This window comes from Algoriphagus yeomjeoni, assembly GCF_003259505.1.
Taxonomy (GTDB): domain Bacteria; phylum Bacteroidota; class Bacteroidia; order Cytophagales; family Cyclobacteriaceae; genus Algoriphagus; species Algoriphagus yeomjeoni.
This window is the reverse complement of the sequence record NZ_QLLK01000003.1, coordinates 305897-322530: the sequence shown is the minus strand read 5'-3', so window position 1 is coordinate 322530 and position 16634 is coordinate 305897. Positions and strand designations below refer to the sequence as shown.

General features: G+C 40.7%; 12 protein-coding genes. 7 read left to right on the top strand and 5 right to left on the bottom strand.

All coding sequences use genetic code 11. From position 1 onward, the window contains the following. Positions 1-228: 228 nt before the first annotated feature. A complete protein-coding gene (locus tag LV83_RS06960; protein ID WP_170124561.1) occupies positions 229-3093 on the top strand; it encodes a triple tyrosine motif-containing protein in 2865 nt (954 codons plus the stop codon). Between the two features lie 193 nt (positions 3094-3286). Continuing rightward, positions 3287-4018, top strand: a complete 732-nt coding sequence (locus LV83_RS06955; protein ID WP_111610820.1) for a DUF3667 domain-containing protein — start codon at positions 3287-3289, stop codon at positions 4016-4018. A 33-nt stretch (positions 4019-4051) separates the two neighbouring features. On the opposite strand, the gene LV83_RS06950 is transcribed toward LV83_RS06955, so the two are convergent. After that, entirely contained in the window at positions 4052-4501 is a 450-nt protein-coding gene (locus LV83_RS06950; RefSeq protein ID WP_111610819.1) for a KTSC domain-containing protein, read from the bottom strand. 206 nt (positions 4502-4707) lie between these two features. Here LV83_RS06950 and LV83_RS06945 point away from each other — a divergent pair, with 206 nt between their 5' ends. Then, a complete protein-coding gene (locus LV83_RS06945) occupies positions 4708-5622 on the top strand; it encodes a toll/interleukin-1 receptor domain-containing protein (RefSeq protein ID WP_111610818.1) in 915 nt (304 codons plus the stop codon). Between the two features lie 463 nt (positions 5623-6085). Here the strand turns inward: LV83_RS06945 and LV83_RS06940 are convergent, their stop codons facing one another. Then, a complete protein-coding gene (locus tag LV83_RS06940) occupies positions 6086-7330 on the bottom strand; it encodes a S41 family peptidase (RefSeq protein WP_111610817.1) in 1245 nt (414 codons plus the stop codon). Between the two features lie 89 nt (positions 7331-7419). Then, positions 7420-8214: a LytTR family DNA-binding domain-containing protein gene (locus tag LV83_RS06935; protein WP_111610816.1), complete on the bottom strand. Its 795-nt coding sequence runs from the start codon at positions 8212-8214 to the stop codon at positions 7420-7422. A gap of 230 nt (positions 8215-8444) precedes the next feature. Between LV83_RS06935 and LV83_RS06930 the strand changes: the two genes are divergently transcribed. Next, the gene (locus tag LV83_RS06930; protein WP_111610815.1) at positions 8445-9377 is read left to right on the top strand and encodes an ornithine cyclodeaminase family protein; all 933 of its coding nucleotides are present in this window, start codon (positions 8445-8447) and stop codon (positions 9375-9377) included. 168 nt (positions 9378-9545) lie between these two features. Then, the gene (locus LV83_RS06925) at positions 9546-10736 is read left to right on the top strand and encodes a coiled-coil domain-containing protein (RefSeq protein ID WP_111610814.1); all 1191 of its coding nucleotides are present in this window, start codon (positions 9546-9548) and stop codon (positions 10734-10736) included. A 69-nt stretch (positions 10737-10805) separates the two neighbouring features. Here LV83_RS06925 and LV83_RS06920 read toward each other — a convergent pair whose 3' ends face one another. After that, positions 10806-11543, bottom strand: a complete 738-nt coding sequence (locus LV83_RS06920; RefSeq protein ID WP_111610813.1) for a phytanoyl-CoA dioxygenase family protein — start codon at positions 11541-11543, stop codon at positions 10806-10808. A 114-nt stretch (positions 11544-11657) separates the two neighbouring features. Further along, the gene (locus LV83_RS06915) at positions 11658-13490 is read right to left on the bottom strand and encodes a rhamnogalacturonan lyase (RefSeq protein ID WP_111610812.1); all 1833 of its coding nucleotides are present in this window, start codon (positions 13488-13490) and stop codon (positions 11658-11660) included. Between the two features lie 381 nt (positions 13491-13871). On the opposite strand from LV83_RS06915, the gene LV83_RS06905 reads away from it, so the two are divergent. Both LV83_RS06905 and LV83_RS06900 read left to right on the top strand, forming a co-directional pair. Then, positions 13872-15545: an N-acyl-D-amino-acid deacylase family protein gene (locus LV83_RS06905; RefSeq protein WP_111610810.1), complete on the top strand. Its 1674-nt coding sequence runs from the start codon at positions 13872-13874 to the stop codon at positions 15543-15545. Positions 15546-15700: 155 nt separating this feature from the next. Then, complete coding sequence (locus LV83_RS06900; protein ID WP_111610809.1) at positions 15701-16588, top strand: alpha/beta hydrolase; 888 nt, start codon at positions 15701-15703, stop codon at positions 16586-16588. Positions 16589-16634 lie beyond the last annotated feature (46 nt).

Here is a 16634-nt window from a genome sequence, read left to right as displayed (position 1 = left end):
TTAACAAGGTGAAAGAAAATTCACGACAGGCAAAACTATTGAGTACAACAATACTACATCACGCCTATTTTTTGACTTTCACAAAAACTCTACAAAAACAACAATAATAGGCCTTCAATTGTTTTTAGATGATAATTCTGTTGCACAGTGAATCTCATGCTTCTTGAAAACTCATTACATCAATTTGAAAAAACCTATATTGCTTTTCGCAACAAGCGATATGAGTCCATGAAATATATCTCAACCTGTCTGCTGCTTTTTCTATTGGCTAATTTTGCATCAGCACAATCTATAGGATTGCCATTTTCCAGGTACTATTCCAGCCAGGAATATCAAGGTGGTATTCAGAATTATGCTATCACGCAGAATGCAGCTGGGTTGCTTTATGTAGCAAACAACTATGGCCTGATAGAATATGATGGCACTACTTGGAGAAGGTATGCATTGCCCAGTGGAGCCAAAGTGAGACATGTGCAGGTGGATGCCAGTGGAGCCATCTATGTTTCCGGACAGGGTGATTTCGGAACCTTTCTTCCAACAGCCAGGGGACAGCTTACTTTTGAGTCACTTAAAACCGAACTTCCGGATGAAATCAAAAATCTGGAAGAAGTCTGGAAAGTCTTTGTCACAGGAGAAAACTTATTTTTCTGCACCTACGAGCGAATCTTCGTATTTGATAAAAACCGGAAGTTTCAGTACAGCCTCGAAAGTGAGCGTAGTTTTGAAAGCTTTCATTTAAGTAACAATATCCTCTTGGTCAATGAAATCGGGGGAGGCCTTAAAAAGCTACAAGATGGAGCTCTTGTATCCTTAACCAATCAAGGATTCTTTGGGAATCACCTAGTCACAGGGATATTACAGATGGGACTGAACAGCTACCTAGTCTTTACTCGCGATAATGGCCTTTTCACTATGAATGGAGGACTGGTTGAACCTTGGGAAAGCTTAGGTAATCTGACCATTAACGCTGCCTTGATGCTCCGAAATGGCACCATTGCTATCGCTACTCAATTGCAAGGTCTTTTGCTGGTGGATACCAATGGAAAAGTGCTCATGAAATTGAACAACGACAATGGATTGAACAACAACTCTATAGTTTCACTTTTTGAAGACCTGAGCGGCAACTTATGGTTGGGGCATAACAATGGGATTACCATGGTTCAACTTAGCCTCCCATTTACCAGAATCAATCAATTCTCTGGTTTGACTGGCACAGGATATCATGCCACTTTTTTTAACAATAAGTTCTATTATGGCACAAACAATGGGGTTTATGTACAGGAAAATGGAAATAATGGACTCTCTCAAATCTCTCTGATAAAGAATTCAACAGGACAAGCCTACCAGATTAAAGCCATTCAAAACCATCTCCTGATTGCTCATAACGATGGTGCTTTCATGATTGAAGGCAACTCCGCTAAAAGAATTGAAGGCCCAGGCGGGGTATGGAATTTTCAAACGCTCCGAGGTCGCCAGGATTTGATCCTGGTAGGTTCTTATAATGGACTCCACCTTTTTCAAATCGATGGAGCTAACATTCGGTACTTAAGACAGATCAAAGGCTTCAACGAATCCAGCAGGATAATTGAACAAGATGACAAAGGCAATATCTGGGTAGCACATGGCTACAAAGGACTTTTCAGAATCCAACTCGACACCCAATTAGAATCAGCTACTGTAACCTATTTTGGGCAAGAATCCGGATTACCAACCAACATCCTGAACAATGTATGGCGGATTAATAATCGGCTTGTTTTCACTACTCAGGCAGGGATTTTCAGGTATAATGAGATTGAAAATAAGTTTGAACGGGATGATTTTTTTAGTCCTTATTTTGAACCAGAATTTCTGGCCCATTACCTCGTGGAAGACCAAATGGGCAATATTTATTTTATTGGAGAGACAGAAACTGGAGTTTTGGAAAAGAAAGTGGACGGTAGTTATACCAAGCATTTTCAGGTCTTCAACAAACTTCTACCCATTCTAAATGATGACCTACAAAACATATCAACTATACAGGGAAACGAGGTCCTTTTCGGAGCCAATGAGGGTTTTATCAGATTTAGCCTCAATGAAAACACCTACCAGCCCTCAGCCTTCCCAACCCTGATTCGAGCAGTCTATATCACTGGAGCTACTGATTCATTGATTTTTGGTGGAAATAAATACCCGATCAATACACAAAGCCAAAATGGTATTCTAAAGATCCCATACAAAAAGGCAAATATCCGTTTTGAAAGTAGCAATCCAGTTCCAAATAACGAGAAGGATTTGCGGTTTCAGTACTGGCTTGAGGGTTTGGAGCCAGGGTATGGGGATTGGATTGAAAAGCGGGAAAAAGCCTATACCAACCTAAGGGAAGGTAACTATACCTTCCATGCAAAAAGCAAAAATCTCTATGGAGAGATCAGTGAAGTAGCTTCCTATTCGTTCGAGATTTTACCCCCATGGTACCGCAGCAAAGCAGCTTACTTCGTGTATTTCCTGATTCTAGTTTTGGTCACGTATCTGATTTATAGAATAATTGAAAAGAGGTACCAAAAAAAGGAGCAATTAATCAAATCTGCCTCCACAAAGGTCATTCAGGAAAAAGACACAGAACTCAAGAACACCCAAGCCCAATTCGAAAAGCTAAAGACTGAAAAGTTAAAGCAGGAAATACAGCTGAAGGACAAGGAACTAGCTGCTGCAACCATGCATTTGATTACCAAAAATGGTTTTATAGATCACATGCGTAATAACCTCAATGCAATTACCAAAAAGAGCAAGAATCAAGAGGTCAAAAATGAAATTCAGAAAGTAATTAAAAACATAGAGCGAAATTTCTCCGGAGATCAGGACTGGGAGCAGTTTGAAATTCATTTTGATCAGGTCCACGGGGATTTCATGAGCAGGTTTAAGAAAGAGTATAGTAGCCTGAGTCCTCAAGAAATCAAATTGAGTGCTTACCTGAGGATGAATCTTTCTACAAAAGAAATTGCCTACCTGATGAATATTTCAATCCGTGGTGTTGAAATCGCCCGCTATAGACTTCGTAAAAAGCTAAATCTTGAACGGTCTGATAATCTACAGGAATATATTCTGAAGTTTTAAGAGCAGAATATCGATGAAAGTCACCACTATTTTTCAACGTCTATTGCTTGAAATCCTTCCTGATTAAGTCCAGATTCTGGAAACAGAGGGAGTAACCGAAACAATGTCAAAAACATGAGATTTTATTTGACACACTATTTATATACTTTAGAAATAGGGAAGGTCAATCGAAATTAGAGTTTAAAAAAGCTGCATGCAGGATCAAACTAGTGAAGCCTATTGTAAAAAATGTGAAACCAAGCTAAGTGGCAGCTATTGTTTTAATTGTGGTTCTCCAGTAGCGCTAAAAAGGATCGATAGAAAATACGTTTTCGATGAGATCGGAAGTGTCCTCAACTTCGACAAGGGTATTTTATATACCATAAAAAAACTGCTTCTCAGACCCGGAAAAACCGTACAGGAATTTATTGTGGAAGATCGAAATCGGATCGTAAAACCCATCGTTTTCATAATAGTCTGTTCTCTGATCTACACGCTTACCCAACAGCTGTTTGAATTTGAGGATGGCTACGTTAACTATTCCACTGGAGACACCACTACCACCTCGTTGATTTTCGAGTGGGTTTCTAGCAACTATGGCTACGCCAATATCCTGATGGCACTATTTATAGGCTTTTGGATTAAGGTATTCTTTAGAAAATACGGCTACAACTTTTTCGAAATACTCATCCTGCTATGCTTTACCATGGGAATGGGAATGCTGTTTTTCGCAGTTTTTGGAGCGATCGAAAGTCAGATAAATGTGAAAATATTGGATAAAGGAGCCTTGTTGAGTTTTTTTTACATTTCCTGGGCGATAGGGCAATTCTTCGATAAAAAGAAGCTCTTCAACTATGTAAAAGCATTTATTGCCTACCTTCTAGGCTTCCTGACATTTTCACTCAGCGTATTATTGATCGGCTTCATGATTGATTATATGAAATAAAGACCAACAACTGAAAACCGACAACTCCTAAACCTACTCCTGCTCGGAGCTCTTCTTAGACTTTCTGTAAGTATAATTCGGATAGATCGCTCGCTTGGCAAAGCGGTTGATTTTGTCGCTATTGATCATTTTTTGAAAAACTTGTGGCGTCACACCAAAGTATTCGTAGGTATTTCCATCCACAAAAGTGATTTCCAATACCATACCCTTGTGATGATAATCAGCAATTCCGGCAACATTGATCGTCTCTGTGTAAGCTTCTTGGTTAGCTGTATGGGTCTCTGGAGCAATACTCACCAAAAAATGATACCCATCTATAATCCTTCTACTTTGTTGCTCCGCCTCCACTTTCATCGCATCGCCATCTTGAAATTTGTCCGGATGCCACTCCTTCACCAAGTTGCGGTAAGTTTTCTTTAGCGTAGCCAAATCGATTTCTTTTTCTACTCCAAAGAGCTTCTTGTATTCGTTGATGCGTTTCATTCGTGTTTTTTCTATGCGGCCGCAAAAGTAGGTTTTTATTTGACGGTAATTACTACTCAGTCTTGGCTTTATGCAGAAACTACTTTAACTACTCCAAACTTTGAATCCCACAAACCCAGACTGACAAAAAACTCAAGCCTTAAATTACTATATTCAAATGCCAGTAAAGGCGATTGATAGAATACCTGACTTTTAATTAACAGACTATGAAAGACTTTTTCATAAGCTATACTGCCAATGATGTGCAATGGGCTACTTGGATAAGCAAAATCCTGGAAGAGGCTGGTTACACGACGGTTTTGCAGGCAAAAGATTTTCGACCGGGTTCTAATTTCGTTTTTGAAATGCTCCATGCCGCGGAGTCTGATAAAACTATCGCTATTTTCTCGCAGGATTATTTTGCTTCAATTTATACCATGCCTGAATGGGCAGCAGCTTTTCAAGCCGATCCAACAGGAGCAAAACGGATGATCATCCCGTTCAAGGTAAAACCATGTACTCCACCGAAAATGCTGAAATCACTTATTTATGCAGATTTGGTAGGAAAGGATCAGAAAACTGCCAGGCAGTTGATCTTGGATGCTGTGGCCAAAGAAAACCCCTTTGATTTGAGTAAAGCAGAGTTTCCAGGAGCTGAAGCAAGCGCAAAAGAAACCTCTACCCCCATTTCAAATAAAGCAGCCGCTGAAAGTTTGCTGGAAGTACTGGATACGGCTTGGACTACGTTTCAGGCGCAGGTAAAACTTCGGAACAAGCTAGCCCAAAAAATCAAAGACCGAATTCCAGATGCCAAGCGCCTACAATACGAGGAATTCTTTCATGAATATTTTGATCAGATGACTGCAAACGAACTGATCCTTCATCGTACGATTCGGGCTTACACCTCTAATGTTTTAGCGGAATACAATCAATCAGCCTTGGATCTACTCAAGCAGAACCGAGCGCTTCTTTCTGATATCCCTAGACTCAAAGAACTGAAAGCCCACTTAGAATTATGGCTTGCAAAGTTCAAAGGCATCTTTGAAAATACCCCTTCCAGCTGTTTGATCTACCTGGGCGTAGAAGAGAAAAAAGGCTTTCCTGTGGGGATAGAAGGAGAATTGAGAGAGTATATTGGGTGAGGAGGAAGTTTGGAAGTGGGATTTTGGAAATGCGATTAACGAAATACGAGAGGCAGGGTAATTTGAAATACGAGGTACGAAATGAGATGTAGTAAATATCGAATGATGAATAATGGAGGTCGACTATTGAAGTAAAGACCACTTTACAACCTTCATCGCCCCTTCTGGGTGTAGTCAGATAGTGATAGCACTGGGTGAGTTTGCAACTACACCCATCTAAAGAAAATAATTCGAATCAAACGATTTTCAAATTCTGAAAGAAATAATGATGTAGTTATAAACTACAACTCGTCCTGGTCCACGTTCAAATTGTAGGTGTAAAGTCCTTGCGTCTCGGCATGGTCTGTTTTTTAACTGGAATCAACGAAAGAGCAAAAAGACCGCCCCGAAGGACAGCCTTTTCTAGGATTAACTCGTCGTCAAACACTTCAACCCTTTTTAACTTATGTTGATCAATTGGTAATTAGTCATTTACCGATTGAATGTATTCAACCGTCTGCCTTACCCAATCGGATTCCTGATTTAGCTTAATGTCCGGCTGCACCCCCACCTCTTCATAGGCGATAAATTCTCGCTGACGCATATCGGTAGGATAAAAATTAAAAAGGCCAGAAGGCGAATTATAGCTTTTACCATAATTTGACCCGTAGCTAATGGCACCATAAGTCCTCTGTCCGAGTTGAACGGCATCAAAATCATCCTTCAGACGTACGGTAGTCATTTCAGCATTGGATCCAGTAAAAAAATTGGTGAGCACATAGATGTTAACCTTCTTCTTTTTCAGTTCCTTAAGTATTGGAAGTGAAATTTTGTCCGCTCCACCCCCATTGTTTCTGAGGTCAATGATCAGATTCTTTGCGGTAAGGCCTCTCGGGATCTCTGCGATAAGCGCATCCCGTTCTGCCGGCTTGGTTACTCGGTTGAAACTATTAAGCCAAACGTACTGAACATCATCCGTCAAGTTGGAAAGTTGATATGCTTCTTCCTCCGGCTTATCTATCCATGCATAGTTGCTTTCAAGGTCTTCCTTCAACACAGAAGGGAATAGCATCCCATGGTCAAAGAATTGGGCTTTTGAGAATTTGAGGTTTTTCTGGCTCGTTCCATAGTGGATGATGTCGTAATGTGACTGGATGTTGGAGTGCTTGAGGTAAGCGAAGATTTGACCAGGCTCCCAGATTTCAACTTGCGAAGATAGAATCACCCCCACCAAACTGTCTGGAGTAACGCGATACACTCCCATCTTTAGCTTGCTGCCAATTTTATAAATTCCTTCTACCTCATCCAGTCTTTTCCCTTCCAGACTTTTTGCCAAATTGGCCACATTTCTGTCGGTCTTAGGGAAATTTTTAAACGCATGACTGTCTCTATATCCTGCTAAGAAGCTAGAATCCTGAAGACTTTTCTCCGATAGCCCCAAGGGATTCTCAGTGAGCGCAACATGTTTATCCTGCACCATGTACATCAGTTGATTCAGTGCCCAAAAGCAATCCAATTTGCTCAGCTCATCATTCATCTGAGCTCTTAAGCTTAAGTAATTCTCCTCGAATTTCGCCTTCTTCTCGCCTCTGATCTGGTCCTTGAATGAAGCGGTTGTCTGGACTTGCTCATATACAAAATCCAGTTCGGATGCGCAATCGCAATTGGGTTGTGCTGCCAACTTTAAGTTGAAATTAAGCAGCAACATTAAGATGAATACCTTTTTCATAGAGATTGAATTATGTGTTTGACTGATTCAAACATACAAACTCAAATCTACCTCTGAAGACAATAAACAGGGATTGTGGCGAAAGTGCGCTATTCTGTGGTGAAATTCACCGCAGCTTTCAAGGCCTCCAAGTAAGTCTTGGAGACAGGCACTTCTATCCCTTCACTTAGCCGGATAAACAATTTCCTATTGCCGGTTTTCCACTGATTAAAATGAGCTGGATTGATCAAAAAAGAGCGATGCGTTCGGATTAGTTCTGGGAGTTGTTCCTCTATGGCAGAAAGTTTATTCCGGATCAATTGTGTTTTTAAATTTTCACCCTCTTTGAAAAAAACCTCTACATAATTATCGGAAGATTGTATGTAAATCAAATCCTCCCTTTGCATTCGCAGTCCTTCAAAATTGCCCACTCCACGAATTTCTATTTTATCCTTTTCCAGTTGTTTCTCTTTGTATTTCCCAAAAGACCAGCGACCGATTGCCAGTATTGGAAATACTGTCAATGCTGCCGGCAGATAGATAGCTTTCGCAAAATAGTCAATCGTGTAGGCGTAAGGATTTGCATCCATCACGATATAAAAATAAACCAACCATGAAGTGACAAACCCGATCAAAATCAACGTGGCCATAAAAATTAACTCTGAGGGAAGATGCCACCTCCCTTCTTTTCTGGCTTGCCATGATTGAATAGGAAGACAAAGTAAATACCCTACTGCCCCAAACAATCCATAAATCGGCAGAAACTTCAGTTTATCGACATCAGGCAGCTGTCCTACGTCAAGGGGCTCTGTGAAAAACAAGAAAATAAATATCCAGATTGCCAGACCTAGAGCGATAATCAGGTGATGTTTGATGAATGGGTCGAAAGGGTAGGTATTTTTCAACTTTTTTCTTTAAGCTACAATACTATTTCAAAAACTGACTCCAAAACTGCAAACTTGATTTGAAATTTATCTGTCTGTCTGGGTGTGTTCAGCTTGTTCTTAGAATGAGAAGGCTGCTCGATGGCCTCTTGAAAGTGCATTAATTTACCACAAATTATCAAACTACGCAGCATAGTTAGTATTGAAGAATTTCTCGAACTTCAGCCCTTTGACCAATTCAAGAAATAGATATGCTACTTATACCTGACCAGAAAATCTCCGAACTTCTAGATTACAAAAAACTGATAGAGGCACTTCGTGAGATTTTTCAGTCTGATTATACTATGCCAGTACGGCATCACCATTTTTACCAAACTCCAGAAGGAATTGAGAACACCTTGATTCTTATGCCTGTTTGGAACTCCGATTACCTGGGCATGAAGCAAGTCACTGTAGCACCGGCAAACTCAAACCAGAACATGCCTGCTATTTTTGCTCAGTATATATTGAGTAATTCCAAAACCGGTGAACCTTTGGCCATGATGAATGCCACTGAACTCACAGCTAGAAGAACGGCATGTACTTCTGCGCTTGCTTCCTCTTACCTATCGAGACAAGATGCAGAAAATCTATTAATTGTAGGGGGAGGATCTGTGGCAAAACACCTAGTTCAGGCTCATAGGACTGTCAGGAATTTCAAAAGTGTAAACGTCTGGATGAGAAATTCAGACAAAATGGAAGAATTCGTAAAAGAGCTGAAGTCTCAAGGGATTTTGGCAGAAGGAGTAACAAACTTGGAAGAAGCCTCTCGCATGGCTGATGTTATTTCTTGTGCCACCCTTTCAAAAACTGCCATAATAAAAGGCGAATGGATAAAACCAGGAACTCACTTGGACTTGATAGGATCACATAAACCAACCACCCGTGAAACTGATGATGATTCCATTCGCAAGAGTTCCATTTTTGTTGATTCACGAGCAGGCGCACTTCATGAAACTGGTGAACTTGCATTGCCTATCGCAGACAGGATAATCACCGAAGCAGATATCAAGGCTGATATTGTCGAATTAGTCAAAGGCAATCACGAAGGAAGAAGCTCTAGACAAGAGATCACTCTTTTCAAGTCTGCTGGCTTGGCAATCGAAGATCTCGCCGCAGCGCTATTGGTTTACAAAAGCTTCTAAGAATTACTTTTCAAAGGTCTGATTTTCAATGAAACCCCATCTACCAGTGGCTTTTCAACCCTAGATTTTGGCCCAAGACTGAAGCCTTCTAAATTGGCTTAGATTTAGCTAAGAGAAATTTGCTAAAATTCTACAGCTAGCCTTATCTATCCCATTCTTGAGAAAAACATGAAAACGCCTTTATTTCTCTTCCTATTTCTGCTTACAGCTGCCTTTTCGCAAGCTCAGACGGAAATAACCGAACAAATCAAAACGGATCGTGACAATCAACTTAAAGAGCTAAATGAAAAGCTGAAAAAAAACGAGGAGATTGTCAACGGACTCACTGAAAAGCTCGCTGCCACAGATAACAAAACAGCATCGGATAAGGAAAAAATTGAGGACATGGAAAAACTTCAAATCGCCCTTGATTCACGTTTGAAAATCTTGGAGGAAGCTCCTAAAACAAAGATAAATCTTAACGGACAGCTTGCTTTCACAGAATTGCTGAGCATCCAACGCGACATTCAGCCCCTTGAGTTATTTCTTTCCTCTCAGTCATTTTTTGATCAGTTGGGAAGCATTGGCAAAATCCAACAATACAAGTCATTTACGACTTGGAAAACCGACTTTGATAAATGGTATGAGAAAGATGGTAAGTCAGATGCGATGTCTGGATTACTCCAAAATTCTCTTTCCTTGATTTCTACTGCATCTTCAGCAGTTCCGCTTTATGGCACCATGGTAAATACTGCCATTTCTGGTGTTACCAGCCTGATTGGAACGCTAGGAAAAAAAGAAAAGGACCTATATGACAAGACTCCTGAGATGCTTAGAATATTAACTATCTCTAGTCAATTTGAACAGCAAAAATCAATAATAGATCACGAATGGAATCTGATTAATCAGGAACTAGAGCAACTTCAGATGGAAAATGCGCTTTTGCTAAATGAGCAAATGAGCTACTTTGCTATTGATAAACAGCGTTTTGAAAGCAGGTATTTAAAAGCCACACTTGATTCTGAACGCGAGCAATTCAAGAATGAATGCCGAAAATCAATTTCTGATAAAATCATGTATTTAGATAAATCTCCCGACACTAGAGGTAAATGGCTCGGTCAGGTAGAAACTTACATGTATAAGGTCCAGTCGTTACGACTTAGATTTGGGCAGCTCACCACTAGAATGCTGGCTAATATTGATCAATACGACACTCTTTTGAAGAATTATTCGGACACTACCAAGTTCCCAGTAGAATTTACATCTAAAATAATGGCGATGAATAGTCCCCTAAATAACCTCAGAAATAAATTCTACTCCAGCTTCAATCCTGCCAAATACGTAGAAGACTCTGCTGTGATGTATATAGAGCGGCAATAGTTTGTCGCCTGTTTATGGTTGAGCAATTGACTTAAAAATGACCGGGTTTACTGCCCATAAATCTCACCCTTAAACATCTAAAGTCCACCTTCCCTTTTCACCAATTCTCTTCAGAGTATTCTCAGTGATGTATTTCTTTTGGTCGATCTGTTGCGGTTGCTCTCTGCTACAGAAATAGCTGTGAATGCTCCTGCGTACGTTTTCTGTTTCATTCATGGTGCCTCCATGCCAGACATGCGAGTTGAAGATAAAAACTGAGCCTGCTGGTGCTATTATCCGGATTTCATCGGGATGTTTGTCAAGAGGATCTGCCATCACTTCATCAGGAAGAGAACTTAACTTGTGGGACTTTGGAACGATCCGCGTAGAACCATTGTGCTCGGTAAAGTCGTCAAAAAGCCAAATGCTATTGCAGACTTTATACGCTCCATCGACGACCGTATTTTTCCAATCCACATGAAGTTTCTGGAGACCCATACCTGGTTTTGCAGCCCGGTAATTGAGCGAGGACAACTTGTATTGCTGTCCCAAAACTGCCTCTATACCAGCTAGCACTCGAGGATGCGTATAAAAAACATCGAAGACAGGCCCCTTATTAACCAAATCGGCTAAACGGTCCGCTCCTTCTTCTTTTGGGTGTCGGATATATTTGGACTCAACTAATTCCGCTCCAGCATTTTCTCCCTCGGTCTGCATCAAATCCGCTATTCTATCATTGACTTGTTTGACCTCTTCGTTTGTCAGAAGCTGACCCAAATTAAGGTAGCCATAAGTTTCCAAAAATTCGATTTCCTGTTCCGTGAGCATAGCTAGATATTTTATCCTAAACTAAGAATTGGTAATCAATTCATTCCATCTTGTTTGAAAAATAATGTCAGAATTGTGACAATCTTACTTCAGTATCCATACCGCAACACCCGCTTATCTCTTTACTTTTTTCATTCCGGTTCCTAGGTAAAAACTAGGGTGAGGAGGCTGGTTGTAACCCACATTTTGCCAAGCAATACTTAAGCGATATTGAGAATCTTGCATGAGCGTAGGCATCCTAAAAGTTGTTGGAATGGTGGTTGCATAAATGCGAAGTTCAGAATTGTCTTCACTTCTTAAAATCAGTTCTTCGCGCCAGTCACCAAGAATATCACCGGATAAAGCTGGGGTAGCCTTTGTGCCATTATTTGAAGTTGCTCCTTCAGCTTCGAAAATCAGACCTTTCCTATATTTGGTAATTCTATTTCGGTCCAAGATTTCGCGAGACAAATCACCGTCCCACCATATCAGGAAGTTTTTCTCCCTAGGGGCTTCACCGATTATATTTCCTTTGATATCATATAAATTGGGATCTCCCGACCACCACATCTGTGCTCCAACTCGGGAGGAATCAATATTGGCAGCTACTCCTCTACCCACATCTATATCCGGAGCTGCTTCAAAAAGGGCTTTACCATTTCGGGCATTGAAAAGTACCACGCCAGGTCCCTTGGTCCCATCTTCTATTTCATGAATTCCAAAAACCTCCAAATCAGGCGTGGAAGGATCCAAATCACTAACATGAAGGGCATCGCCGTGCCTGAATCCAGTCGTGTACAAACCTTCTCCGGTATCATCCACTACCATTGCTCCAAACACTATTTCATCTTTTCCATCAAAATCAACATCGGCTACAGAGAGTCCATGGTTACCCATGCCTGAGTAAGGGTTTGTCCCATCTTTCGAGTCAAAAACCCAACGAGTTTGAAGTTGATCATTTCTGAAATCAAAAGCCGCTAATACAGTCCTCCCATAATAGCCTCTACCCATGACTAAGCTAGGGTGAACACCATCCAAATAGGCAATACAAGCCGTGAAGCGATCCGCTCGATTACCAGAGCTGTCATTTCCACCATTTCCACCTATGCCTCCCCAGCCAGATAAATTCCCTCTACCTGGAATATAATCTATGGTATGTAAGACTTTGCCAGTGCTTCCGTCGAAAACACTTAAGTATTCTGGCCCGGTGAGTATTTTTCCAAAAGTGGGAGACTGTTGATCCAAATCCCTAAAGTCTTTTGAAGGATCTCCGATTACTTTTCCGAATGCATCGATGGTACCATCGGCAGTTTTGCAGGCAAATTCTGCCTTGCCATCGCCATCCAAATCGAAAACCATAAACTGAGTATAGTGAGCTCCCTCTCGGATGTTTTTGCCCAAGTTTATTTCCCAAAGAAACGTACCATCTAATTTATATGCCTGAAAAATAGGTGGATCTGTGATTCCCTTTTGGGAATTATCACGACTCCGCCCAACCTGATGCACTATAATTTCATACTCACCGTCACCATCCAAATCTCCCACCGATAGATCATTTGGCGCATACCCTTCAGGATTCTCCATAGGAATAGAAAAGTAGGGTTTGGTCGGCGCTAAGGCAGCACTTGTAAAACTTCCTTTTTCAATGGATTCCCGCTTTGCTTTCACTGACTTCACATACCAAGTATGCTCTTGATTTGGATCAAAGGACTCATCCTGAAACCAAGTCACTTTCTCGATAGGCTCCTCATTGACTTTGGAAACTTCGCCTTTGCCATTTTTTCGGTAGAGATTAAAGGTAATATCATCAGGATCTTCATTAAACAATCTCCAACTTACAAACACTTTTTTTTCCTCTGTTTTAATGGCTACCAAACCACGATCTAGCTTTTCCATTTGGCGTTGAGCACTCAGGAAAGTTGGGATTATGAAAAAAATCAGGAAGAAAATAAAGAGTCTATTTCTCATGAGATTTGCATTAAAGGAAGACTTTCAGAGGTACGATTTATGCCCAAAATCAATATTATCTCCCTAAACAAATCTATTAAAGAAAGTGAAAGGACCTCAACCGTTTAAAAAAAGCAATCCCATTCCTTTTTATCCGAACCCAACTTACGGGTATCGCATTTCGAATAAAATACCTCAAGAGGTTTAGACTGTGATTCTTCCGTAATCGATAACTTCTTTGGTATGAGCACCCCAATTTTGAAAAGCCAGTAGAATACAATCCTTGAAAACATAGTAACTTCAGAAAATAAAAAAGTTAAAATCCCATTTTTAATTCGTGCCGTATAACCATGAAGCCCAATATGGATCTTACTATTCCTTTCGAAAAATAAAATCAACTCCATGAAAGCATTCCTCTTCTTTCTCACAATTGCCAGTGTTTTTTTCAGCTGCTCAAATCCTGAAACCTACGATATCCTAATCAAAAATGGTCAAATCATCGATGGTTCTGGAAACCCTGGCTATGTTGGAGATATAGGCATTCGGGCAGATACAATTGCTGCCATCGGTAATCTTCAAGATGCAATTGGTACATCAGAAATAGATGCGACCGGTTTGGTGGTAGCTCCAGGCTTTATCAATATGTTGAGTTGGGCAACGGAGTCCCTAATCGAAGATGGAAAGTCCCAAAGTGATATCCGGCAAGGCGTGACTTTGGAAGTATTTGGTGAAGGCTGGTCCATGGGGCCACTCACTGATGAGATGAAAGTGGATGAGGAAAAATCGCAGGGAGACATTAAATTCCCTATAAGCTGGACAACTCTCAGTGAATACTTAGATTTTCTTGTGGATAAAGGAGTCTCCACCAACGTAGCTTCCTTCATTGGTGCCACCACAGTTAGAATCCATGAACTCGGATATGAAGACCGAGCTCCAACAGCGGAAGAATTGGAGTCTATGAAATCCTTGGTTAAGCAGGCTATGGAAGAAGGTGCATTAGGTGTGGGATCTTCCTTAATCTATGCTCCCGCCTTTTACGCCAGTACGGAAGAACTCATAGAACTGTGTAAAGTAGCTGCAGCTTATGATGGCATGTATATTTCACATATGAGAAGTGAAGGGGGAAGGCTATTAGAAAGCTTGGACGAACTGATCCGGATTGCTGATGAAGCAAAAATTCGGGCAGAAGTTTATCATTTGAAGGAAAGTGGACAAGCCAATTGGGGAAAATACGATGCTGTGGTTGCCAAAATAGATTCAGCAAGAGCGGCCGGATTAGAGATTACTACTGATATGTATACCTACGTAGCCGGAGCTACGGGTTTAGATGCTGCGATGCCTCCATGGGTACAAGAAGGTGGATATAACAAATGGGCTGAGCGCTTGCAGGATCCTTTAATTCGTAAACAAGTACTTCAGGAGATGAAGACTCCTACCGATGAGTGGGAAAGTCTGATGCAAGCTGTAGAAGGACCCGAGAAAATGATTTTGGTTGGTTTTAAAAACGATAGCTTGAAATATCTTACTGGCAAGACGCTGGCAGAAGTGGCAGAGCTGAGACAGCTTTCTCCTGAAGAAACTGCTATGGATTTGGTGGTTCAGGATGGTAGTAGAGTTGGAACCATTTATTTTCTGATGTCTGAAGAAAATGTAAAAAAACAGCTGGCACTTCCCTACATGAGTTTTGGCTCAGATGCTGGCTCCTACTCCATAGAAGGAGTATTTCTCAAGTCAAGCTACCATCCTAGAGCTTTTGGGAATTTTGCCAGAGTGCTGGGCAAATATGTCCGCGAGGAAAAGGTTATTTCTTTGGAAGAAGCTATTTACAAATTGACAACTTTGCCAGCCACAAACCTGAAAATCAAAAAGCGTGGTACGTTAAAAGAAGGTTATTTTGCTGATCTGGCAATTTTTGATCCTACTCAAATTCAAGATCATGCTACCTTTGAAGAGCCTATGCAATATGCCACTGGTATGGTTCACGTCCTTGTTAACGGAACACCCGTTCTCCAAAATGGAGAACATACAGGAGCATTTCCAGGACAAGTAGTAAAAGGTCCAGGGTTTAAAGAATAGCCTTTTCTAAAAATTCATTTTGAATTACCTAAATACAAACCCAACAGAATAGATGTTCGTGAGTTATAAGTAACTGAATTTGAATCACTCTTTTTGATAGACTCCAAAAGTAACCTAACCCCAAACTTGTTTGCTCCCATGCTACCTTAGTGCCAATGAAAATTAAACTTTTCTATCTCATCGGATTAATACTTTTACTTGGCGGAGTTTACATTGGAACCAAGAAAATAGTAGAAAGGATCGATGAGAAAAAACGCCAAGAATCAATAAGATTGCTAAAGTCGACAGCCTCTCCCAATGTGGAAATTCTCTATGACACTATTCCAGTTGATTACCTAAATGAGAAAAGGACAATTGCCATTTATTTGCCTGAAAACTATCAGCTAGATTGCGCTAGCTATTCTGTCCTTTACTTTTTAGATGGACAAAGCCTATTTGACCAAAAAATCCAGGAAGGTACCGAATGGGAGCTTGATGAAGTTATCGATAGCTTGGGGCAGCTTGGCGGTGAGCAGTCGATTGTAGTAGGTCTATATAATTCCAAAAATAGAACAGAGGAATACAAACCCCTACCCGAAATGGGCTGGTTCGCAGATAAGAGTTATAGCGGGGATAAGCATGCCGCATGGATAGTTGAAACTGTCAAGCCTTGGGTAGATACAAGATACAGAACGAAGAAAGAAGCTAACTCAACGATCATTGGGGGAGCATCTCTAGGAGGATTGATGTCTTATTACATGCTGATGAAGTACCCCTCAGTTTTTGGAGGAGCTATTGTGTTCTCCCCATCATTTTGGATCAACGATGAGGTATATAAATGGCATGAAACCAATGAGCAAGTATTCAATCAAAAAATCTACTTTAATGGGGGCAACCTAGAGCGGGCTATGCTGCAAAATGTGGAAAAAATGCAGAATATTCTCCTTAACCACGGAGTACCCAAAGAGAATATAAAGGTGGATGTGGAAGACGGATTTGGTCATTCCAATTCGGTTTGGAAAAATGGTTTTAAAAAAGCGTATCCGTGGATTTTGAGTCAATAGTGAAAAGACTGTTTGTGTAATACTATTTTTTATTCAATAAATTGAA